The organism is Candidatus Nitrososphaera evergladensis SR1 (assembly GCF_000730285.1).
GTDB lineage: Archaea > Thermoproteota > Nitrososphaeria > Nitrososphaerales > Nitrososphaeraceae > Nitrososphaera > Nitrososphaera evergladensis.
On sequence record NZ_CP007174.1, the window covers coordinates 2,841,862 to 2,862,992 of the forward strand.

General features: G+C 44.4%; 21 protein-coding genes and 1 pseudogene. 13 read left to right on the forward strand and 9 right to left on the reverse strand.

Going from position 1 to position 21,131, the window contains the following annotated elements:
* Positions 1-102: 102 nt before the first annotated feature.
* Together NTE_RS15575 and NTE_RS17205 are read right to left on the reverse strand one after the other, a co-directional pair.
* Positions 103-501 carry a hypothetical protein gene (locus tag NTE_RS15575; protein WP_148701864.1) on the reverse strand — a complete coding sequence of 133 codons (399 nt, stop codon included), beginning with the start codon at positions 499-501 and terminating at the stop codon, positions 103-105.
* A gap of 10 nt (positions 502-511) precedes the next feature.
* Positions 512-802, reverse strand: a complete 291-nt coding sequence (locus tag NTE_RS17205; RefSeq protein WP_148701865.1) for a hypothetical protein — start codon at positions 800-802, stop codon at positions 512-514.
* A 305-nt stretch (positions 803-1,107) separates the two neighbouring features.
* On the opposite strand from NTE_RS17205, the gene NTE_RS15585 reads away from it, so the two are divergent.
* A complete protein-coding gene (locus NTE_RS15585) occupies positions 1,108-1,542 on the forward strand; it encodes a hypothetical protein (protein WP_148701866.1) in 435 nt (144 codons plus the stop codon).
* Between the two features lie 458 nt (positions 1,543-2,000).
* Here NTE_RS15585 and NTE_RS15590 read toward each other — a convergent pair whose 3' ends face one another.
* Positions 2,001-2,273 carry a MarR family transcriptional regulator gene (locus tag NTE_RS15590; RefSeq protein ID WP_148701867.1) on the reverse strand — a complete coding sequence of 91 codons (273 nt, stop codon included), beginning with the start codon at positions 2,271-2,273 and terminating at the stop codon, positions 2,001-2,003.
* A gap of 387 nt (positions 2,274-2,660) precedes the next feature.
* Between NTE_RS15590 and NTE_RS15595 the strand changes: the two genes are divergently transcribed.
* On the forward strand, positions 2,661-3,035 hold the full coding sequence (locus tag NTE_RS15595; RefSeq protein WP_148701868.1) for a hypothetical protein: 375 nt from the start codon (positions 2,661-2,663) through the stop codon (positions 3,033-3,035).
* A 216-nt stretch (positions 3,036-3,251) separates the two neighbouring features.
* On the forward strand, positions 3,252-3,524 hold the full coding sequence (locus tag NTE_RS15600) for a hypothetical protein (protein WP_148701869.1): 273 nt from the start codon (positions 3,252-3,254) through the stop codon (positions 3,522-3,524).
* Here NTE_RS15600 and NTE_RS15605 read toward each other — a convergent pair.
* On the reverse strand, positions 3,519-4,094 hold the full coding sequence (locus NTE_RS15605; RefSeq protein ID WP_148701870.1) for a hypothetical protein: 576 nt from the start codon (positions 4,092-4,094) through the stop codon (positions 3,519-3,521). The two genes, NTE_RS15600 and NTE_RS15605, sit on opposite strands and share 6 nt — an antisense overlap.
* Before the next feature lie 328 nt (positions 4,095-4,422).
* Here NTE_RS15605 and NTE_RS17660 point away from each other — a divergent pair.
* A pseudogene (locus tag NTE_RS17660) lies at positions 4,423-4,512 on the forward strand (redoxin domain-containing protein); the annotation flags it as partial.
* Positions 4,513-5,528: 1,016 nt separating this feature from the next.
* Here NTE_RS17660 and NTE_RS15615 read toward each other — a convergent pair.
* The gene (locus tag NTE_RS15615) at positions 5,529-6,947 is read right to left on the reverse strand and encodes an NAD-dependent succinate-semialdehyde dehydrogenase (RefSeq protein WP_226987057.1); all 1,419 of its coding nucleotides are present in this window, start codon (positions 6,945-6,947) and stop codon (positions 5,529-5,531) included.
* Between the two features lie 49 nt (positions 6,948-6,996).
* The gene (locus NTE_RS15620) at positions 6,997-8,052 is read right to left on the reverse strand and encodes an alcohol dehydrogenase (RefSeq protein ID WP_148701872.1); all 1,056 of its coding nucleotides are present in this window, start codon (positions 8,050-8,052) and stop codon (positions 6,997-6,999) included.
* Between the two features lie 363 nt (positions 8,053-8,415).
* Here NTE_RS15620 and NTE_RS15625 point away from each other — a divergent pair, with 363 nt between their 5' ends.
* The 4 genes from NTE_RS15625 to NTE_RS15640 all read left to right on the forward strand — a co-directional run bounded on the left by NTE_RS15625 (position 8,416) and on the right by NTE_RS15640 (position 12,049).
* Positions 8,416-9,354 (forward strand): DNA-3-methyladenine glycosylase family protein, encoded by a 939-nt coding sequence (locus NTE_RS15625; RefSeq protein ID WP_148701873.1) that lies wholly within the window; start codon positions 8,416-8,418, stop codon positions 9,352-9,354.
* Positions 9,351-9,887: a DUF488 domain-containing protein gene (locus NTE_RS15630; RefSeq protein WP_148701874.1), complete on the forward strand. Its 537-nt coding sequence runs from the start codon at positions 9,351-9,353 to the stop codon at positions 9,885-9,887. The genes NTE_RS15625 and NTE_RS15630 overlap by 4 nt, the downstream gene beginning before the upstream one ends.
* Positions 9,888-9,986: 99 nt before the next feature.
* Complete coding sequence (locus NTE_RS15635; RefSeq protein WP_148701875.1) at positions 9,987-10,526, forward strand: 4Fe-4S dicluster domain-containing protein; 540 nt, start codon at positions 9,987-9,989, stop codon at positions 10,524-10,526.
* Between the two features lie 383 nt (positions 10,527-10,909).
* Positions 10,910-12,049 (forward strand): patatin-like phospholipase family protein, encoded by a 1,140-nt coding sequence (locus NTE_RS15640; protein ID WP_148701876.1) that lies wholly within the window; start codon positions 10,910-10,912, stop codon positions 12,047-12,049.
* Between the two features lie 48 nt (positions 12,050-12,097).
* Here NTE_RS15640 and NTE_RS15645 read toward each other — a convergent pair whose 3' ends face one another.
* Together NTE_RS15645 and NTE_RS15650 are read right to left on the reverse strand one after the other, a co-directional pair.
* Complete coding sequence (locus tag NTE_RS15645; protein WP_148701877.1) at positions 12,098-13,267, reverse strand: Rieske 2Fe-2S domain-containing protein; 1,170 nt, start codon at positions 13,265-13,267, stop codon at positions 12,098-12,100.
* 715 nt (positions 13,268-13,982) lie between these two features.
* The gene (locus NTE_RS15650; protein WP_148701878.1) at positions 13,983-14,495 is read right to left on the reverse strand and encodes a CBS domain-containing protein; all 513 of its coding nucleotides are present in this window, start codon (positions 14,493-14,495) and stop codon (positions 13,983-13,985) included.
* Between the two features lie 935 nt (positions 14,496-15,430).
* Here NTE_RS15650 and NTE_RS15655 point away from each other — a divergent pair.
* From NTE_RS15655 to NTE_RS15665, 3 genes are all read left to right on the forward strand, one after another.
* Positions 15,431-15,718 carry a winged helix-turn-helix transcriptional regulator gene (locus tag NTE_RS15655; protein ID WP_148701879.1) on the forward strand — a complete coding sequence of 96 codons (288 nt, stop codon included), beginning with the start codon at positions 15,431-15,433 and terminating at the stop codon, positions 15,716-15,718.
* A 559-nt stretch (positions 15,719-16,277) separates the two neighbouring features.
* Positions 16,278-16,841, forward strand: a complete 564-nt coding sequence (locus tag NTE_RS15660) for a methane monooxygenase/ammonia monooxygenase subunit C (RefSeq protein ID WP_148701880.1) — start codon at positions 16,278-16,280, stop codon at positions 16,839-16,841.
* Between the two features lie 421 nt (positions 16,842-17,262).
* Positions 17,263-17,763, forward strand: a complete 501-nt coding sequence (locus tag NTE_RS15665; protein ID WP_148701881.1) for a 4Fe-4S dicluster domain-containing protein — start codon at positions 17,263-17,265, stop codon at positions 17,761-17,763.
* Positions 17,764-18,224: 461 nt separating this feature from the next.
* Here the strand turns inward: NTE_RS15665 and NTE_RS15670 are convergent, their stop codons facing one another.
* Positions 18,225-19,016, reverse strand: coding sequence for an alpha/beta fold hydrolase (locus tag NTE_RS15670; protein ID WP_158385677.1), 792 nt, complete (start codon positions 19,014-19,016; stop codon positions 18,225-18,227).
* Between the two features lie 193 nt (positions 19,017-19,209).
* Here NTE_RS15670 and NTE_RS15675 point away from each other — a divergent pair, with 193 nt between their 5' ends.
* Positions 19,210-19,680, forward strand: a complete 471-nt coding sequence (locus NTE_RS15675) for a universal stress protein (protein ID WP_148701883.1) — start codon at positions 19,210-19,212, stop codon at positions 19,678-19,680.
* A 108-nt stretch (positions 19,681-19,788) separates the two neighbouring features.
* On the forward strand, positions 19,789-21,012 hold the full coding sequence (locus NTE_RS15680) for a cation:proton antiporter (RefSeq protein WP_226987059.1): 1,224 nt from the start codon (positions 19,789-19,791) through the stop codon (positions 21,010-21,012).
* Positions 21,013-21,131: the final 119 nt, after the last annotated feature.

Sequence of the window (21,131 nt, forward strand, 5' to 3'; positions counted from 1 at the left end):
AACAAAACAACATAGCATGGTTTGTGCATTGTTTTGAGACAGCAGAGTATGCAATGCAGCATTTAGAAAAAATCTCCTGAACAACCCTGCGACGAATCTGCCTCATCCTTTAATCAAACCTGATCTGCATGGCAAGAAGAACGCTATGAATCCAATTGTGGCGGCAGTGGTAACACCGAGCATTGTCCCAGATGAGAATTCCGGCGTTGAAGGCGGGCCGATCGTGTCTGGAATTTTCAAAGTTTCTATAGATCTGTTAAATTCAGTCAGATGCTTGTCGTAATAAACCGGCGCCGACGACATGTACAAAAATACGATTGTATGCTTGTCAGTCTGTAAACCAATTGTCTTTTGCTTAAAAGACAAAGACACCTGATCATTGTTTTTGCATTCCCAGTCCGTTACCGCTGCGCTCATGCCGTTTATCTTGGGATAATCTGTTACAGGGTTACATTTTGCACCGGATAAAAGACCGACTATGGGAGGGATGCCAATTCCCACAGATCACCCTTCATCTGACAGGGCTTCTGTCTTTGAAATGCTCAAGGTAATGGGTGTCCTGTCGTCCTGCACGGCCGAATTTTCTACCGGCATCATGAACACCACCGTCCCATTCTCGGTTCTTGATTGAATGCCGCTCCAGCCGTCTGGAAACGTTATCGTCAAGCCAGAATAGGATCATGAAACTTGCCTTTGATATTTCCAGATTTGCTTCTCTCGGCCCAATCTCAACATGCTTGTTTATGACGATGATCTTGATTTTGTCAGGATGTCCTAAAGCATCAATGACACGGTTTGCCATAATACCTTGATGCGGTCTTGCAGGATTATATCCATATCGCGTTTTAAGAGTGGCCTCTCCATATCACGAACCAATTTTTTCATGTATATGAAAGTGAAAGAAACTACTGCACAGAATTATTGCTTTGGTATAGCTATGGTCCTAATTGCCTTAGCCATTATCTTCGTATCACTTTCTGCAAGCTCTCATTATGAACTCGCAACCGTAGTCGCTTACCTTACTATTCCCACAGCTATAGTTCTTGGAGCAGTTGGGATGGTCATCAAATACAATCAGTCAAGATGATTGTTATAGAAAAAGACTTAATGAGCTACTTTATCATTAAACGTCGCTTGACTGACGTTTTAGTACAATGGGCAGCCTACGGTAGTGCTTTCTCAATAATGAGTTTCTTTAGCAGCATTCTAGTTCATAAAGACGGAGCAAGCGACAGATACATTTTCCGCGGCGATCATCATTACACAAGTAATTTCAAAGCAGCAATCGCTATTCTGATAACGGTTGTAGTTGGTATAGCAGTGGAGGAATTCGTTCTACAGCCATATCTGATTTCTGTGTATGAAGTAAATCTTGGCAAGATTGTACAGCTACTGGTTGCCAGCGGCCTTGCGCTCTTTTTGACGATATGGTGGCATGCAGGTTTGATGGACAAGGCGGAGAACATACTTGGTTTCATAGGCGGTTGCGTACTGGCTGCTACGTTGTTTGCTGATGGATTTCGTGTCATTCCACTTTGGTAAGGCCAAACCGACGAATATTAACATCCTTTTCCAGCCTATGGCAAGTTAACATAACCATATGCTCTGCTTGCCACTCGATATTGACACCTCTAGTAATGCTGATGTCATACTTTTTGCCTAGCGTCAACCTGACCTCGGACGATGCAAGGACAAGCCCGAAGTGAATGCGGACCAGGTTTCTGTCGTCTTCAAGGCAGTAGGCCTTTTTTCTTAGACATTGGGATGAGTTAATTCCTGCCAGCATAAGACGCAAAAATTACCGGTCACCTGGAATATCTCTGCTGGCCGGATGGAGCAATATTCGCAGACACCATCATATCCGGGCCCTGCTGCTACAGTGACCAATTCGCCTTTCTCTTGGCCTTCAGAAGATCCATCGGTTGTTGACATTCTATTGGTTCCTTGCTGGACGGCAGCACTTGTAGAACATCATGTCTCTTCCGCTGCTGCAGCACCACTCATGCCGCTACGCTCCTCGAAACGCCATTCTTCTCAATGACAATGATGTTGCGTTCTGGGAACTCTGCCGTGATACGATAGACTCGCCGACTGTTACCCTTGGCTATGGGCACGCCGCTAATCAGGCTATTACAAATCAACTTTTTTAACGCATCATGTGTTGATGATTCTGAACAGTAGCAGTACTTGTTCTGCAGGTATTCTCTTATCTGTGAAAAAGTCGCGGTGCCGCCAAGTGACTGAATGGCCTCATAGACTTCCCATTGACCCATCAGGCTATCACCACCACTACTTCCTTTTCCCCAGCTGCAGCCGTAGAATGCATCGGCGGAGAAAACACTTGCAACCGCGTCCTGTTCTGTGGAATTGTCACTCTATTGCTTCACCTCATCGCCATGTCCAGTGCGAATTCTGACGGATGTGTGACAATCAGGGCATGAAGCATAGTATTTCTTGTGGCCTCCATACGTCCATTTACGTCCGCATCTTGTACACCTCATCCGGATTCCCTTTTCCGGTACCTGTGCCAAGACGTCACCTGTTTCCATACCTATTAGTCAGTAGATTCTACTATTATAATCTACCTAGTAGTATGTAGTAGTAATAGAGTATATATAATGGCTACTACATACTACTATACGGAGAGAGGTACGAAAGATATGCCGATGACCAAGGGAGATAAGCAAATAGTAATCCACCGAGATCTGGTTGCAAGACTTCAGTCCAAGTGGGAAGAAAGGAAGGTACGGCTGCCGCAGACGAACAAGACGTTCAACGGATTTGTAAACGAGCTATTGTCAGACGTTATAGAGAAGGATGAGTTCCTGCAAAAGTACGCACCGGCGCTATCTCTTGAAGGGCACAGCTACAATGTCCTGTTCATCAGAGACGCCAAGCGGAAGGCACTGGCAGAGATCTACCGCCACGACAACAAGATCAAATGCGCATTATGCAACACCTTTGACTGCGAGCATGTGCATTTTGCACTTGCGGTACCTGAAGTAGCCAAGCTGGGATTGAGAAACGCTTCCTAACTTGTGTAGAGTGGGATTTACGCTCGTTTTTACTAGTAAAGCGGTTCGAATTTCAACGGCCCCACGATGTCAGCGGGGTAAGTACAAGGGGTCAGATTTGTCACCCTTACCACCCTATACACGATAGTGTAGACGATAGTATGAGAGAAGGTATGCATGAAAGGTTATAGCTGGCTCTGTGGTTAAGCAGCGTTAACCAAGGTTAACACTATCGCCATGCCCACCGTCGGAGCCAAAGTCAGTCAAAAGGAGTTTGATGCCATTACAGAATATGCAAATCTGTGCGGAGAGACAGTCTCTAACCTCATCAGAAAAATAGTGGTTGCAGACGCCACTATTCTACACGGTGGCTGGGTGGATGAGCATCCAGAGTATGAATGCAGTATTCCAATGCCGCAGAATGTTTCAGGAGAAGAGGAAAATAGGATCCTGGAAGAGAAAACAAACAAAATAAGGAGAATTCTTGGTTGGCGCGACATAAAGCTATGAGGAGACATCTGAGCGCAGAAACTTCATCATCGCTTCTGCGGTCTTGCCATGCAGAGTTGGAATTCTACCTGCCTTAAGCAGTCGCTGTATGCGTAGCCATGTTTCTTTGATGATGCCAAATTGACGCACTCTGCTTGGCGGAGTGGCAATTATCCTTTCTTTGTTCTCCGACATCTTTTGTGAGATTGATGAATACGCGAGTGTGGTATCGTCATTAACGCCCAATACTTCAGAGACCTCCAAGTCATTGCTCTCCTTTCCAATGTGCACCACCGATGAAACCCTGATGTGCTTCCTTGTTAAGATGCCCTTACTTCCATCAAATTTTGCTTCGCGGTGATTGGCATAATCCCTGACAACACCTGAGAACTTTTTCCAGTAGTGCTGCCCCTTTAGCATCTTGTCCGAATTGTAATCGATAAAGTCTTCATAGGCGCAAACTTGCGCGTCCTTTCTAAAAGGGGCCAGTGGTTTGATGACCTCTCCTGTGTCAGGGTCAGTAAAGTTTCCAACGCCTACGATGCAAAAGTTGAAGGGCTTTATCTGCCGGTCGTAGGGCTTGCCTTCCATCTTATTCCTCAAGAAAAGCAAGAGCAAGGCAATGAGGATGGAAATTGGTATGATTTCTCGTCGAGAGCTAGGCCTCATTGTTGCTGGAGTTGGCTTATCAACAGGAGCGATAAAAAAGTGATGTTACACATCAATCATCATTCTCTGCTGCTGGAAAAACAATTAGCCGGTCAAACAAGTACTTTTTGCCATTCTTGAAAAGACACAGATAAAGATGAGTTGCAACAAGCCGCTTATTTCTTGTCATTTCGGTATCAAAAAGGGTGGAATACGCATATTGTCATTCTTCTTTCTTTGCGTGCCCTTTACCTCAATACTTCGTACATCTTTTCGAGGAAGGCCAGTTGTCCTAGCCTTCTATCCCGCGGACTTTAGTCCAGTTTGCGGAGATGAAATGGTGCTGTTAAACGAAATACTGCATAAGACTTGAGGAATCTTGCTACAGGCTCCTTGCTCTTGTCTTTGTTCCACTTTGGGCCCTTTTTACGATTCTTGTCGTTATCATCGTGATTGTCATTAAGAGTATCCAACTCGCGTCGCAGCATGTAGGCTATCCTTCTTCCAAGCTCATGTTCTATTAGGAACTTACGGATCTCTTCTGAATAATCATTCTTTTCTTTTGTTAGCGGAAAGTATGCGTTCTCCTCCTTCCCATGGTGAAAAACATCGACAAACTCCTCCATAACTACGGAGATTATCTAAATGTCTTCGATTGTTATCTCTTCATTGGCATATAACCTCTCGGAGCACCTTTGGGCAATGCCGCCAATGCGCCGGACAGTTAGATGTTCTTGTAACAAGTCCTTTGTAGCTGAGCTCATTCTATGAATTGTTCTCAACCTCCTCCACCGTATTTTGTTTTCGATGCAGCAAATTGCACAGGATTACCATAAATACTATGATTGGAATAGCTGTACGTGGTTGAGCTGAGATGTCCCAACTGCAAGAGAGTCTGGCAATATGATGGTCATGCCAAATTCTATACCCACTGTCCGCAATGTGAGACGGTAGTATGGATCGCCCGTCCGAGGAATTACGGTGGAAATAATCCGAAGGTAAGGAGCTTCAGAAATGCTCATTAAATTTTGTTAGTCGTGTTTAACGATTTGCGTAATGGTGTTTTCGAACTTGGATGTTCACATGCCTGAGCAAGTCAAACAAGATTGCTGCGTTTACGGCACTTGTGATTGCCATGTTTTCGTATTACGATGTAAAGACGTTAAGAGATCTAGAAACGAGATTAACTGCAAAGAACAAAACGGCTGGTCTGACAGCAGAGATCGATGCTTTGCAAAAACGTGTCGAAGAATTAGAAAGTAAGAGCATTAATGTTTAAGAGAACGCATGCGTTTTACTCTATAATGTTTCCCTGCACAAAGATAGACAGCAAGGCTTGTTTACTGCTTCTAGGATTCTGCGCGTAGCTTATTCATCTCACTCTACGTGATGATGACTATCTAGCTGATCATAGAAGCGCACGGATTTGATGTTTACAAATTCTAGCATCCCATACCGGGAAAGCTCCCTGCCAAACCCGCTTTTCTTTACTCCGCCAAATGGGATTCGAGGGTCGGAAGCCACCGTATTATTTACAGTCACCACGCCTGCTTCAATTGTTCTTGAGAGTTTATCAGCCTTATCCAGATCTGCAGTCCATACACTTGCGCCAAGACCGTACTCAGAATCATTTGCAATCTTAATTGCTTCCATTTCATCTTCGGCAATAGTTATGGGCGCAACAGGACCAAAGACCTCTTCTCGCGCAACGCGCATTTTTGGCGAAATGTTCTCCAGTATGGTGGGTTTGTAGAAATAGCCTTTGTCGCTACCATGCGTCAACCGTTCGCCTCCTGTCAGCACTTTTGCACCGTTTTTGACAGCATCCTGAACTAAGGACTCGATGTTGTTTACCGCACTTTCGTTTACAAGGGGACCCATGTCCGTGCTATCTATAAGAGGATCGCCTACGACAAGTTTCTCTGTTTTCTGGATAAATTGCTCTATGAACTCATTCGCCGCTTTCTTTGTCACAATGAACCGCTTTGACGCAATGCAGCTTTGTCCACAATTGATAAATCTCCCCTTGACAGCACCGCTTGATGCCTTTTCTATATCTGCATCTTCGCAGACGATGAAGGGGTCGCTACCCCCTAGTTCAAGCACGCACTTTTTTATCTGTGACGTTGTCCTTTGCGCGACCTTGGCACCTGCAGACACGCTTCCGGTAAAAGTGACTGCGCTCACATTCGAATCTATGAGTGTGTTTGCGATGGACGAATCGCCAACCAGCGTCTGAAAGACTCCATCAGGCAGCCCTGCCTCTCGGAATGTATTTTCAATCTCTATACCACACTGCATAGTAGCACTTGCAGGTTTTAACACAACGGTATTGCCAACCATGAGTGAAGGAGCTGCAAACCTCAATGCCTGCCAATAAGGAAAATTCCACGGCATTATGCTTCCAATAACGCCCAGAGGTTCAAATGTTATGAAACTCTTCCTTGCATTCGTATTGATCAGCTCATCGCCGACAAAGATGCTGCCATTGTCCGCATAATAGTCCATTGTCATCGCGCATTTTTCCACTTCCGAACGGGATTCTTTAATCGCCTTGCCCATCTCGCTCGTCGCAACTCTCGCAAGCTTTTCCTTGTTCTTTCTTAACTGAGAAGCAAAGTTGTGAAGAAAATCCGCCCTCTTGTTCTGACCTCCCTTCTCATTGTTTTTCCATTCGCCAAATGCCTCTTTCGCTTTCTTGACTGCCGCTAGGATTTGTTCTTCTGTCATCATATCATATTCATTGATGACGTGTCCCGTCGCAGGATTGACGGTCTTTATCTTGTTGTTCATCATTATTACTACTCAACTGACCTTGGTTGCATCAAATATTGGGAAATGGATGTCAAGGCTTGAGGACGCCTCTTCCGGTTATTTTGCCTTCCTTCAACATCGTCAGCGCCTCTGTTGCTTGCTCAAGTTTGAATTTATGAGAAACAATGGGCTTTATGACCCCTCTTTCAGTCAGAGATACCAGTTCTGCCAAGTCCCTTAGATTTCCAGTATATGAGCCAATCAGCCTGTACGCTCTAGTCGGCATTGAAACCAGATTTAGCTTTAATTCGCCCCCATAGAGTCCTACAAGTACTACTTTGGCTCTTCTTCTCAACATCTGCATGTCTGTTTCTACCGTCTTGGAAGCATTGACAAAGTCAATAACCGAATCTGCACCCAGTTTGTGTGTTAGCTCCATTACGCCCTTTACGGGATCGTCTTTCTTGGAGTTAATAACGAAGTCTGCACCGTTACTTTTTGCAACCTTCAGTTTTTCGTCGTCTATATCCATCGCAATTACGCGGGCGCCCGTGAGGGATTTTATTACTTGGATGGCCATCAAACCCAGTCCGCCGACGCCAACTATGACGACGTCTTCATCTGGTCTTAATGATGCATTCTTTACTGCCGTATATGCCGTTAGCGCGGAGCAGGACAATATTGCTGCTACATCGAAATCCAGCTTATCATCTATTTTTATCAAGTACTTGTAGCTGGAAGCCAGCACGTATTCTGCGTAGCCGCCTTCAGTATAGACACCGAGAGACCGAGGTTTATCGCAGAGATTTTCTTCTCCTGCTCTGCACGCGGGGCAAGTTCCATCGCCGATCCAAGGATATACAATTACCCGGTCTCCTCGACTAAGGCCCTCAACGCCTTCGCCCGTGGCTTCGACTACTCCAGCAATTTCATGACCTGGAGTCAGAGGATATTTTACCCCTCTATCGGTAGTCTTCATGAATTGACCCTCAATTCCCTCATAGCCTCCTTCCCACAGATGGATATCGCTATGACAAACTCCTGAAGAAATAATTCGAACCAGAACCTCTATCCCCTTAGGCTTGGGTGTTTCAAGCTGTTGTATTTGCAATGGTTCCTTCACGTGGACGATTCTCGCAGCTTTCATCGCGACACATTGTAAACTGGGTAACCAATTCTTTAAAGGGTTACAGTTCTTTTGCAATCATATGCATTGTCAAGAATACCTTTTGGTGTCAAGTGGGATTAAGAGTACTTTTTAAGGGAACAGTCTTCTAAAGACATTCTTTAATGCTGACACAAAGCATGCATTGCATATACCGTCCAATCTGCCATGATCTGAAGGACTGCTCTACAATCATCATCAATAACAACATCACAACAACTCTAATGGGATTGCCCTGGTGTAAATCTGCCCTCTGGAGCGATGTATTGCGGAGCCCAAGCATGGACACAATCTCTGTCAATCATGAATATAAGCAAATTTGACGTGTATACGTATACATCATTAATGGTAGACTCGATTGCTCTCTCCGCTGTAGCCACATTTCAACTCGATTTTACCGTGTGGGCTCTTCGAAGAAGAGATACGAACATTATTGACCGATGGGATGGAACCAAGTATGTACGGGTACTTACTTTCAATAATGAACCCGTAAAGATAGCTGTCAGACAGGAAGGCACCATTAATGATCCAAAAATCGCCATTACCTTGCAAAGTAAGAAGAGGGCAATGACCCCAGTTCGCGCACGAAAAGATGCTCAAGTACTCGTTCAAAAAATGCTTGGCCTTGATCGGGATTTGACCCCTTTGTATACACGGGCAAGAAACAACAAGGACGCCGTACTCATTTCGCTTGGTCAACAATTCTTGGGAGTTAAACCTCCTTGCTTTTCTAGCATCTTTGAGACACTCATAAATGCAATTGCATGTCAACAGGTAACACTTGACCTGGCAATTTTGATGCTTAATCGCTTATCTGTAAAGTTCGGGTTAGAATTTGAAGATGATGTTGATGGGACTCTCCTGCATGCTTTTCCAAGACCGGAGGATTTGGCGGATGTTTCAGAGCAAGAGATGAGAAAATTAGGGTTTAGTCGCCAGAAGGCAAGGGCAATAAAAGAACTAGCAATGGCTGTTGTAGATAATGAAACGAAGCTGAGCAATCTCTCAGAAATGACCAATGAGCAAATTGTAGAGTATCTGTCGTCCATACGCGGTATAGGACGATGGTCTGCAGAATATGCGCTCTTGCGAGGCTTTGGCAGAATAGATACATTTCCAGGTGACGACATCGGTGCTCAGAATAATCTTGAGCGATTATTTCACCTCGATAAAAAGCCAGATTATGCAGAGGTCAAAAAGTTGACATCACGATGGCACCCGTATGAAGGGCTTGTCTATTTCCATTTGTTGCTAAATAAGTTGCAGATGAGAGGAATTATATGAAAACTGGAGCCATCGTCTATACCATAGGTCACTCCACTCGTACAATTAATGAATTCGTTAAAATACTTCGAGCATATAAGATTCAAACGGTTGTTGACGTCAGAACAATTCCTAAATCGCGCCACAATCCTCAGTTTAATGAGGAGGAACTAAGGGCAAATTTACTCAAAAATGACATCGGATACATCCATATGGAGGGGTTAGGAGGTCTGCGGCATACAACCAAAGCATCAGTCAATACTGCTTGGAGAAATTCATCATTTCGCGGTTTTGCCGATTATATGCAAACATCAGAATTTAAGAATAGCATAGAACTACTCATCAAAATTTCTGCAAAGAAACAAGCGGTCATTATGTGCGCGGAAGCCGTCCCTTGGCGATGCCACAGGTCACTCATTGGAGACGCTCTAGTGATACGCAACATTCGTGTGGAAGATATCATGAGTGAGAACACTAGCAAACCTCATACACTAACATGGTTCGCAAAAGTAGGCGGAAATGAGATTACCTATCCTGAAGTCGATGATCCATGAAATCTGTACACAGAGGAGCAAGCAACTACTATCATTAATTTGCAATCGGTTGCATAGTGGTTGTAACTCTTTAAGGCTTGTTCGTCTAACGTACAGACTATGCCAATAGATCCAGAGTTTCCTAAAAATCAACAGGTGATAGGCAAACATAGCCATTCAGACGGTCAGCACTTCCATTTCGTATGGGGGCCGGGGAGAACTGCAGAGGCCGCAGATAATGAAGAGGTCAAAAAGGCCTACGAGGCCAGAGGAGAGCAGCTTGTTCCACTCGGCGTGCACGGCACGATGGTCGCGCTCGATTGGGATTCATGCATAGCAGATGGTGCGTGCATAGAGGTATGTCCTGTCCAGGTTTATCAGTGGTACAGAACAGAGCAAGATGTACCGGGGATAGAGCTTCAGAATGGAACAAGTGCAGGTTCTGGAGAGGATCATAATCGTGAAGGTCGAAAAGACTACACCGACAAGTCTGACCCAATTAGGGAGCACGACTGCATCTGGTGCATGGCATGCGTTTCAGTATGTCCCACACAGGCGATAAAGGTGGACCAGGCAAACTTGGAGTACCACGAAAAAGCTGCAGGAACGTTTAATGAAGCCCTTGCAAAGAGCGGTGCGCCTCCACCACATGTACACTAGAAGCATAGGTCAGTGCGGAGGGCCAAGCTATAGCAAGGAGGGTGAATAACACGCAATCTAGGATTAGCATTACCAAAAATAGTTCAAACAAACAAAGACATGCTTATTTCTTGCTATGCGGCAACTGTTTCTGATTTGTATCAGTAATCAAGCCTAATGATAGATGGAGTACTGACTTCGCTGATGCCGTCTGCCCGGTATGCAATGATTATAATTTGAGAGCATTGCGAACGTCTATTGACACAGTCTAGTTGCACGAAATAGGAAGGGGCAACCTAGCAAGTGGACGAAAAGGCAACTTCAAGAATCCTGGCAGAGACTGATCAAGAAGGCTGCGTTTTGCGTACTCTTAATAATCATATTCGCAATGTACCTCCAACGCCATGACACTACGTGAATTAAAAATAAAACATGTGCAAAAACCGCAATCCGAAACGGTTCTCGTCATGCAGGGCGGGGGCTCATTGGGTGCGTATGAATGTGGAGTGTACAAGGCGCTATCCAAACGCGACATAAAGTTTGACATAGTCGCGGGAACATCGATAGGAGCCGTCAATGCGGCAATAGTGGCAGGCTCAAAGAACGATAATCCGGAAGGAGATCTAGAGGATTTTTGGTTGGATGTCGCTGAAAGAGTAACTGGCTCTATTATTTCAGATAACCTTAGAGCGGTCATGTCCTCATGGTATGCGGCTCTGTACGGTAACGCCAAGATTTTTTCTCCTGCCTGGTACACGACACCAAGCCTAAACTACACTCCTTTAGGCCATTTTACTTCCATACGGCCGCCGTATATGTACGACCTTGCCATCCTGAAAAGAACCTTGGAAAGATACGTTGATTTTTCAAAATTGAACAGCAACAATGTTCCTAGACTTATAGTTACAGCCACTGACATCAAGAACAGTAAAGCAGTATTGTTCGATAGTATGGCAACAAATATTGATGCTGATCACATACTGGCGTGTGCCAGTTATCCCTTTTACGGTATAGGCTGGACTGAGAAAGACGGTAAGTTCCTCTGGGATGGAGCACTGCTTAGCAACACCCCGCTGAGGGAAGTGATTGAAGCATCGCCAAAGCGCGACAAAAAAGTGTATATTGTAAATCTATTTCCGCATGTTCAGGAGGAATTGCCGGAAAATATGTTTGACATCTGGCACAGAGCTAGAGATATTATGCACACGGACAAGACTGATAGCAATGTGAGACTATCGAAGGCAATCTCTGGATATCTATTGCTACTTAGAGAAATGCATGATATCTTGAGCAACGCTCCACTCGATAAAGAACTGCATGAAAGATTCACCAAGATAGAGCCCGAGTACCACAAGTTAGCTGATGCGAGAGGCGCAATAATTGATGAAATAACCAAGATTGAAAGGAGGGAAAAGGTGCATTTCCTTTTTGAAGATGCGGATTTTTCCCTTGCTACTATAAAGAACCTGATAAAACAAGGAGAAGAAGACGCAGAGAAAGTTATAGTGGAAAAAGAAAAAGGAAAAGCAGACGACAGAAACTAGAACTCAAGTTGATCTGATGCCATTCCAGTGAGAATCTCAGAGATCAGTCTAATAGCCAGTAAATGCCTCTGTCCTGATCCTGTCGCCGGATACTCCGATTTCCTCTGACAATAGCTTTCGCATGGCATTCAACATTGCAGGAGGGCCACATGTGTAAAATATCGAATCCTTCAGTTCGTCAATGCTCAGATGTCTTGCCAACATAGCTTTGTTTATCATCCCTTTTTCGTCGATCCATTCAGGTGTCGTCAATGACTGAGGAGTCTCTGGTTGTTCTTGCTCTCCGGTGATTGTATAGATAATCTTCAAATTCTTGTTGAGATTTGCCCATCTATCAAATTCATCTTTGTACAGGACATTTGCACGGTTCCGATTAGAATCAAACATCGTTATCTTTAGTGCTAATTGCTTATCCGTAGCATACTTTATCATACTTCTAAAGGGGGTCACTCCGCCGCCCCCTGTCAGAAGCACTACTGGCGATGAGTTATCCTCAGGAAGAGTAAATTTGCCTGCTGGAGCTGTAATTTTGACAGAAGCCCCAATATCGAGCTTTGATAGCTTTTGCTTGAAGGGAGTATCTCTTATTCTTGTACTAATAAGTATGCCTTCCTTTTCTGTTGGAGAAGAGGCTATCGTAAAAGACCGTGTCGGACCCTCGGGATCTTCCCTTGTACCAAGATCGACTATAGAATACTGTCCTGCCTTGTAATTTAGGTAGTTTTCGCTGTCGCTACGAGAGAATCGAAATGACATGATATCCGTCCCTTTTTGCGAGACCTTCTCTAGCAACTTTAATTCAAATTTCAGCGGTCGTGCCGGCACATCGTCCACTGCAACTGCGTTTTCTTGTCGCGCGATACGTGGGCTACTCCCGCTATCGGAATGAGATGCGCCAGAATCTGTATCTATCGCAATCAGTCCGCTTTTCTCTTCGACTTCAACTCTATAAGAGCGCAGGTCAGTAACCCAATCAGTTTCAGGCGATGCTTTAGCTGTTCGTATGTCAAAAATGCCCTGATGCCATGGGCAGATAAGAGAATATTCTTCGATGGATCCTTCCTCTAAGGGACCGCCTTCATGGGAGCAAACTGCGTCCATCGCATAAATCTTACCCGATACCAAGGCTAGAACAATTGCTTTACCATCAATATCGACTCTGACTGGTTTGCGCTCTTGTAAATCCGCTTTTCTAAACGTCGTATTGTACCTTGTCATGTATCATAATAATCCCTGACGGATTTAAGGCATTCCTCACGCGAATGAATCTGTAATAAAACTAAGATTTACAATAATCGCTGCAGATTGATAAATGTAGTTAGAACGGTTGATAATATGGATGAATTCGTGCATTTTGAAGGCTATCGGTGCTGTGCATCCATACTATATAACGTCAGTTCCAACTGCTATTAATTCCAAAAAAACAACTCACCTGACTTTGCACATGCCTGTTTTGGGTCAAAACTGACTGAAGAGATCATAGGCAATCAACACTGTGGTAATGACAGCGCAAGATTTGTCGTTGTAAATGAACCATTGTCGATTCAACAACTCGGGATACCGAAACCTAAAGGTACTGGAATAGGGATTAGGATTTTATTTCCTCGCCTTTCCAATGACCAAAGCAGCATTTCCCTATGCATGTGCGAGAGCGCCGGAGAAACTTTGTTTTAGTCTGCTGTCATCCCCTTCGTGAAATCGAACGCCGTAACTAACAAGTTAAGTCAGAGCATCAGGAGCGCTCTTTCATAGCTCTTCTCTAACTTTATCGAACACTCATTCGTGGCGATTTCTTCAGCATTTATCTTCCAACAACCTTCGGATCCATATCCGGAGCGCTTCTTTGATATTTCTACGAACATGCACAGTTTACAGGTTGGTCCATTTCCCCTTTTGTCAACAAAAAGAAGCTGCAACGCAGTATCCTGAGCTCTTACCTATTGCTTGACTGCGGATGCTGTAGGTCTGCAAGCATAAATTCTGAAAATCTCTGATAGACAGGTCGGTAATCGGCTGGCAGGCTTGCATCTATGAAGTTTGAGAGCAAAGCGGGACTCTTGAGTATCGCCCTAAAGATATCCTTGTCCGTTAGTATGCCTACCATTTTTCCATTGTGCATCACCGGTAGTCTCCGTATGTTTTTGTCCTGCATGGTATGAAGTGCGTCCTTCAGAGACATCATCGAATCCGCGGTAATCATCGGCTTCTTCATTACAGTAGATAAATGCACATTAAAGGAGATTTGAGAAGAACTGACGAGCTTGACAATATCTCGTTCTGTTATGATGCCCGAGGGAATACCGCCGCCATCTTCTTCGACGATAATGACTGCGCCAATGTTATTTCTATCCATTATTTCTGCAGCGGTCTTTATCGACTGATTTTCGTTAGCAGTTTTTACATTCTTTGTCATGATACTAGAGACAGGGATAGCATCTATCGTCATATGCTCTATTCTCTCTGAAAGTATTTACGCTTTAGGATCTTGAGAGGCAACATATGATGAAGGTATCCAAGAATCAATCAATGAAGAGGATTCGCGCAGCCAACACGACTATTACGAAGTACATCTATGTCTAATCGCATAGTATCGTTCGCGGATAATTTTTATCAGTTACGTCGTTATTCCGGATTACTCTCGCAACTACGCTACAAATAACCAAGGCAGCATCGACATTACTTTGAACGTTTTATTTGCATCATTCTCAGCAGGGTAATCATCATCTAACTTGAAGGTTGTTGGCGTACCAAATATTCCGAGTTAAAAGTTGATAGTGTTTAACAAATCCGCCGGCGATCAATTGGTCATGTGAAATCGTAACAAAGAGATTTTCCAAGCAGTCAGTGCAGGGAAGATTTTAATGTGATTTCTGTGAAGATCGGTCGTGTCGGAAATAGAAACCACAAAGTGTGAATCGTTCGGGCACGACCTGTGCGATTGCGGATATTGCTGCGTCGACGGATAAACGCTTCGAAGAATTACACTGCTTACCTGACTTAAGATCATATTGCCCCAAGGTATCCATAACGATACAATCGTTCTGATTCAGCTTGCAAGAGCCTGTCAACTATGGGAATGGGCTCCCTGATGCAACTCGTCTCCAAATACTCGATGAAGCAGCAAAATATCCCTTTCCTCCTTTTTGAATACGCTGTGATCCCGTCTTATCTATTGGCCACTATACTTGCAACTCTTAGCCAACAAGATAACTCTATAAGTCAGTCCGGCCACTTTTAGATAGATTGCAATCCACCGTTAGCTCTGAAGCTCTAAAGTTTGATCTAGAACTTGTTAAACTCTATGACGGGACAAAACAATGCCCCATTAACTTTACCTTAAAACTTATCGGTAACAAGTTTACTCTTTTAATTTTGAGAAACATGATTTATTTTAAACAAAACAGGTTCAATCAATTCCTCAATTCTATTGAGGACATCAACACCAAGGCACTCACTAACAGACTGAAGGAAATGGAGCACGAGGGATTGATTGAGCGCAGGATCTTCAACGAACATCCCGTGAAGATAGAATACTACCCTACAAAACAAGGTCTTGCACTCAAACCTCTTCTTGACTTGATGGCGTCATACTCTCTGACATGCTTTAGCAAGGAAGTAAAGGACGGCAAAAAGAGGAGCCTTTCCCAAATAATAAAGAATGGAAAATAAGGCTGGCAGGCTTCTAACGTTACACACGCGCACATATTGGCTAGTCGAGTCTGTGTGTATGTTACAGAAACATTTTTTCTAATTTTCGATTTCTTACTGAATGCACTTCCAACTTGTTATCTATCCACTGCAGTCGACTCTGCTCCGACAGTATCGATATCGATATTCTGTTGCGACGCAAACCATTCGTTCTCATACTCTTCCAAGGCTAGTTCCATTTAGAGAAAAATAGGAGTAGAAGCGAGATCATCAAATTGCTTCTTCTTCCTACTCCTAAACATCTGTGGATGGTAGGGAGTTTTAGTTGTCGTCTACATACTGCAGATTGCCTTCCTTAGTGTTGCATCCATCCACTTTGACATGTAATTCCAAATCTAGAGGGCCGGGAAAAGACTTGGAGCAGACGCCGCATGAATATGTTGGTCGCTTTATCAATTCGATATGGATACTTATGCTTAGCGTAATTAATAACTTTCCATACGAGCGGGCCTTTCTTTTATGCGGGCACTTTCATTTCGAAAGTAATTAATATCCTCAATACTATGCAATACTGATCAACATGGCACAAATGCCATCACTGATACCAAAAGAAGTCGAAATCCAAAGGCTGAAGAAAGTGTACATAATGGTGATAGCACTGGGTTCGATCGCAGCATCAGTAGAGGTTGATAATTTCATCGACGCTTCGCTGCATCAGACCGCCATTCGAGATTCTGCATTTACGCCTGCTCACTGGTGGCTGTACAGCCACTTCGTGGCCCTTCCGCTAGGATGGGGAATGATAGCTTTCTATAGCAGAAAGACTCCAATCCTGAGAGGCCCAGGAAACTCTATTCCCACGGGTTTGAAGATAACTATCATTGGTTACCTGGCGACAATGTTTACAATTGGAGTAAATGAACTGTGGCACTTCTGGTTCGTAGAAGAAATCTTCTCTGTTCCAAACCATTGGATGTTCAATACTGGAATTGTTGTGGCCTTTATGGGTGCATTGGCCTTCGTAGTAAGGGTATATGCACGTCTGGTGGAGCTGGGTGCAGAAACACCGGCAAAGAACCCGTATGTAGCAGAACTGTACAAGCTAGCGCTTGAAGGCAAGCTGTACAGCAGGTCGATACCGTAATAATACACAAAACACGACCATCAAATACCCCAGTCCTTCAAAAGTGCAGATTCAATAGTAAAATGACGAATGAAGACAAATTCCACTTCATTCGTTTCCGTTTCTCTTTTTTGTTAGCGACGGCGTGTCAGTACAGGGCAATACACCGCAGAGTATTTCTGATTAATAATAGTTTTTGCACGCATATATTATTTTGAACGATACTTTTGAGGAAAGTTGACACAGACACATATACGCAAACGCATACAGCTAGACGTGATACTGAGAAGCGATGTCCGCGATGCATCAAAACAAGTAAATGAAATATGTCTGGAGATGACTCAGCTTGATAGAACGTGATATCTTACGAAAAGGTTCTTGTGCATTATTCTTAACAGCGTGACAGGATGCTTTAAAGCAATTAAGAGTGTATCAAATGTTAATGCCAATTGATCCAGAGTTTCCCAAAAACCATCAAGTAATAGGTAAGCACAAACATGCGGATGGACAGCACTTTCACTTTGTATGGGGCCCCGGAAGGGCAGCAGAAGCCTCTGAAAACGAAGAGGTAAAGAAGTCATATGAGGCAAGGGGAGAGCAAATTCTGCCGCTAGGTGTTCATGGAACCGCGGTGGCGGTAGACTGGGATTCTTGCATTTCCGACGGCGCCTGCATCGAGGCGTGCCCCGTACAGGTGTACCAGTGGTACAGGACAGAGCAGGACGTGCCTGCTATAGAAATGCAAAACGCAACCAGTGAAGGAAGTGGTGAAAATAGCCTGAGAGACGGGAGAAAGGACTATACTGACAAATCCGATCCCATAAGGGAGCACGACTGCATATGGTGCATGGCGTGCGTTTCAGTGTGTCCACCGCAGGCTATCAAGGTAGAGGAATCAAGCCTGAAATTTCATGAGCAGGCCGCAAGCTCCTTCAAAGGTTAAGCAATAATTACACGGTATGCAACAGTATCTACGCACACACGCACTCACAAACGCGTTGAGAAGAAACAAAAGAATAGCTCGGGTTCAAAGTACGTTAAGCAGTACTACTAAATGTATATCGATCATTAATATGCATAGAGAACGATCTATTAACTGATGACAATGATGAAACTTTACCCAACCCGTTATCAAGATGGTGTAAATATTGTTTTCCTATTCTGTCGTTTCTGCTTCTGGTGCGCCTCCCTTCTAGGAGCCTCTTGCAGGATCGTGGAATGTCCTAGATGCCTCAATGAAGATATTGCAGCGATGCCGGTATCTGCGGCCTAGTTAGCCGATAGATCTGCTGTCCTGCCAGCAGCATTGAAGAATATCGAGTAACACCTTTTGATTTATTCAACCGGAGAGGCCACGACAACAGATGTAAAAATGCGGTCCTAACATCACTAAGGATTATCGGTTCAACTCTTGGAGACTCCGATTATCTTACCCAAAAAGCCCATTAGGATATCGTACATCTCCTTTGGTTTTTCTATTATCACCCAATGATCGCTGCCTTCTATGACTTTTAGCTCCATTTCCGGCATCATTTCTTTAGTCTCTTTTGATAGCCTTATAAAGGCAGAATCGTCGCTCCCTACTATCGCAAGCACTCTGCAGCCTGACATACGTAATTTTCTCGCAGCATCTTCTGGTATGGAATACAGAGCCACAGTCGCGGCTACAAATCCACCTACTGAGGTCTTTGTAAATACGTTCTTGAAAAAGTCAGAGTATCGCTTCTCCTTGGCAAGGTCCTTGAATTCGTCAAAGCTCTTGAGTTTGTGTTCTGCCAATGCTTCAATGCCTCGGGTAATTGCAATGGCCCGTGTTTTAAAGTGCTTCTCCAAGTCGAAATCCTGAAATTTCTTGGGTGACGAATTAATCAAAACAAGGCCATCTACCTTTTCTGGATTCTGTGCTGCGTATATGGAACCAATTATCCCGCCAATTGAATGCCCAATGATGGTGCATCTTCGAATGTCCAGATGAGTCAAGAGAGCACCCAGATCGTCTGCGAGGTCTTGCATGGCATATGCATTGCTCTTGCCCATGTTCGTCCTATGATGTCCCCTGATCTCATACGCAATTATCCTAAATCCGTTCTTTAGAAGGAGCGATATTTCGTACTCCCAGATTAGGACGTTGCCTCCGATAGGATGAATTAGAATGAGAGGATACGAATCGAGGTGACCATGATCTTCGTAGTACAAATTAATTGAGTGAGGAGCTATTTGCAGATAAGGCATGCCTTTAGAGTAAGACTCATTATGTCGCTACGCGCCTATTTAATAGTTCCAGTCGCTCCATCCACTATGTAAATAATTCGTGTACTAGCTCGCCATAGGCATTACCGACAGATACCTTCGAATTCTTAATACTCTCGGCCGAAAAATAAAATATAGTATGACAAAAACAATCTTTGTTCCACATGAGGATAACGAGGCGTCAGCCAAGGCCATAAAGTATGCAATAGAAATTGCCAAGGGCTTGAATATGGAAATAAAATTGGTCAGAGTCGTGCCCGAAGTGCTCGATTTTTCAACCATGTCTCACTGGAATGACGTGGAGAGAAAAAGGGTAAAGAAGGCATTAGATCGGTATAAGAAAAATGTTCGGGAGCAAGAAGCCGAAAAGCTTCAAAAGCATGTGTCCAAGATTAACTCCAAAGGCATCAAAGCCTCCGCAACGGTAGTCGAGGGCGTCAATGCCGCCGAAAAGATTGCCGATCTCGTAAGACAGGAAAGGCCATACCTAGTTGTTATCGCCAGTAAGAGGCTAAAACTAAGAGGCAGTCTTGCCAAGCTGCGGATGCTTGGAAGCGTTGCCAGAAGAATATCAGAGGAATCGACAAGTCCTGTTTTGATAGTAAAATGACGCAATGACCTGCCACGGTAATAGCCCGCAGCGGTCTCGGTGGTTTTTTGCGATAAGCAATATTTATGGCCGAAGAGTGAAGAAACAATGATAGAGATAACACAAGATATGGCAGAAATCGCAGCCGCCCAAGTAATTCAGGATTTTGCGATCATAATGGTCGTCGCCTCTGTCATGGCACTAGTCTCGTACAAGTTGAAGCAGCCCATGGTAATCGGGTATATCGCTGCGGGGATGATAATTGGACCCCACACTCCTCCGTTCAGTCTAATACTGCATCCCGAGATTCTAAACTTGCTTGCCGAAATTGGCATAGTGCTTTTGCTGTTTGTAGTGGGCCTAGAATACCCAATTGCCAAGCTACGTGCCGTAGGCAAAAAGGCACTTGTCATTGCTTTTGCAGAAGCGTTTGGCACTTTTGGTATCGGAATTGCGGTTGGGCAGGCTATGGGAATGACGCTATTTGACAGCATGTTCATCGCTTTGGCAATCTCAGTGACAAGCACTGTGGTGCTTTCCCAAGTAATGAGGGAATTTGGAATCGCCAAGACTGATACTGCCTCACTCATCTTGGGAGTAACTGTAATCGAAGACATAATCATCGTCTCAACACTTGCAGTACTGCAGTCGGTTGCGTCGACTGGTAACCTTACCATAGTTGAGATTGGTACATCAGTAGGTCTTGTACTGGCTTTCATTGGCGGTGCCTTGTTCATCGGTTCAAAGACCGTGCCCAAGTTTGTCGACATGGTTGGCAAGACTAATCACTTCGATGTGCTGCTTGTGGCAATATTGGGCGTAGCGTTTGGTCTAGCATTTATCGCAAACGAGCTTGGCATCTCTGTTGCAGCAGGCGCATTCTTTGCAGGCGTGTTGGTGGCCGAGTCCAAAGGTCATGCTACTGCCCATGTCTTAACAACGCCACTCAAAGACATGTTTGCAGCTCTCTTTTTCGTATCGATTGGAGCGCTAATGGATATCTCCCAGCTTCCGTTGTTCATTGTGCCTGCGCTGATATTCATCGCCGTTTCCTTTGCATCCAAGTTTGCAACCGTATACTTGTCTGCAAAATCCCAAGGACTGGACAAAAAGACAGCATTACAAGCGGCCTTTGGCTCATCTGCGTCAGGAGGAGAGCTGGCGCTCGTTACTGCAAAGGGAGGCGCGGACGTTGGCGCTACCAGCGGTTTTGTTCTTCCTATGGTGGGTGCAATGACGATAATTACCTCGTTTCTGTCGCCATACGTTGTCAAGTTTGGATTCAAGATAGGCGAGAGAATCGCTCCATCGTCTGAAGTAAAAAAGGATGACAAAGAAGGAAAAGAGATATGATACGCAAAATAAGAGGGAGGCCGAGATTAAGAAAGTGTGTATGCATGTGTGTACGATGCGTATCTATATGTACGTCTGACCCTGACGACACGCGAATAGGAAACTAATCTATAAAGAGA

Bases quoted from the DNA above. Each gene is read 5' to 3' on its own strand.
- NTE_RS15660 (WP_148701880.1), top strand. From the start codon at position 16,278: ATGGCACAAATGCCATCACTGATACCAAAAGAAGTCGAAATCCAAAGG.
- NTE_RS15625 (WP_148701873.1), top strand. From the start codon at position 8,416: ATGGTAGACTCGATTGCTCTCTCCGCTGTAGCCACATTTCAACTCGAT.
- NTE_RS15630 (WP_148701874.1), top strand. From the start codon at position 9,351: ATGAAAACTGGAGCCATCGTCTATACCATAGGTCACTCCACTCGTACA.
- NTE_RS15640 (WP_148701876.1), top strand. From the start codon at position 10,910: ATGACACTACGTGAATTAAAAATAAAACATGTGCAAAAACCGCAATCC.
- NTE_RS15600 (WP_148701869.1), top strand. From the start codon at position 3,252: ATGCCCACCGTCGGAGCCAAAGTCAGTCAAAAGGAGTTTGATGCCATT.
- NTE_RS15595 (WP_148701868.1), top strand. From the start codon at position 2,661: ATGCCGATGACCAAGGGAGATAAGCAAATAGTAATCCACCGAGATCTG.
- NTE_RS15655 (WP_148701879.1), top strand. From the start codon at position 15,431: ATGATTTATTTTAAACAAAACAGGTTCAATCAATTCCTCAATTCTATT.
- NTE_RS15590 (WP_148701867.1), bottom strand. From the start codon at position 2,273: ATGGGTCAATGGGAAGTCTATGAGGCCATTCAGTCACTTGGCGGCACC.
- NTE_RS15635 (WP_148701875.1), top strand. From the start codon at position 9,987: ATGCCAATAGATCCAGAGTTTCCTAAAAATCAACAGGTGATAGGCAAA.
- NTE_RS15675 (WP_148701883.1), top strand. From the start codon at position 19,210: ATGACAAAAACAATCTTTGTTCCACATGAGGATAACGAGGCGTCAGCC.
- NTE_RS15605 (WP_148701870.1), bottom strand. From the start codon at position 4,094: ATGGAAGGCAAGCCCTACGACCGGCAGATAAAGCCCTTCAACTTTTGC.
- NTE_RS15615 (WP_226987057.1), bottom strand. From the start codon at position 6,947: ATGATGAACAACAAGATAAAGACCGTCAATCCTGCGACGGGACACGTC.
- NTE_RS15645 (WP_148701877.1), bottom strand. From the start codon at position 13,267: ATGACAAGGTACAATACGACGTTTAGAAAAGCGGATTTACAAGAGCGC.
- NTE_RS15650 (WP_148701878.1), bottom strand. From the start codon at position 14,495: ATGACGATAGATGCTATCCCTGTCTCTAGTATCATGACAAAGAATGTA.
- NTE_RS15620 (WP_148701872.1), bottom strand. From the start codon at position 8,052: ATGAAAGCTGCGAGAATCGTCCACGTGAAGGAACCATTGCAAATACAA.
- NTE_RS15665 (WP_148701881.1), top strand. From the start codon at position 17,263: ATGCCAATTGATCCAGAGTTTCCCAAAAACCATCAAGTAATAGGTAAG.
- NTE_RS15585 (WP_148701866.1), top strand. From the start codon at position 1,108: ATGAGCTACTTTATCATTAAACGTCGCTTGACTGACGTTTTAGTACAA.
- NTE_RS15680 (WP_226987059.1), top strand. From the start codon at position 19,789: ATGGCAGAAATCGCAGCCGCCCAAGTAATTCAGGATTTTGCGATCATA.
- NTE_RS17205 (WP_148701865.1), bottom strand. From the start codon at position 802: ATGGCAAACCGTGTCATTGATGCTTTAGGACATCCTGACAAAATCAAG.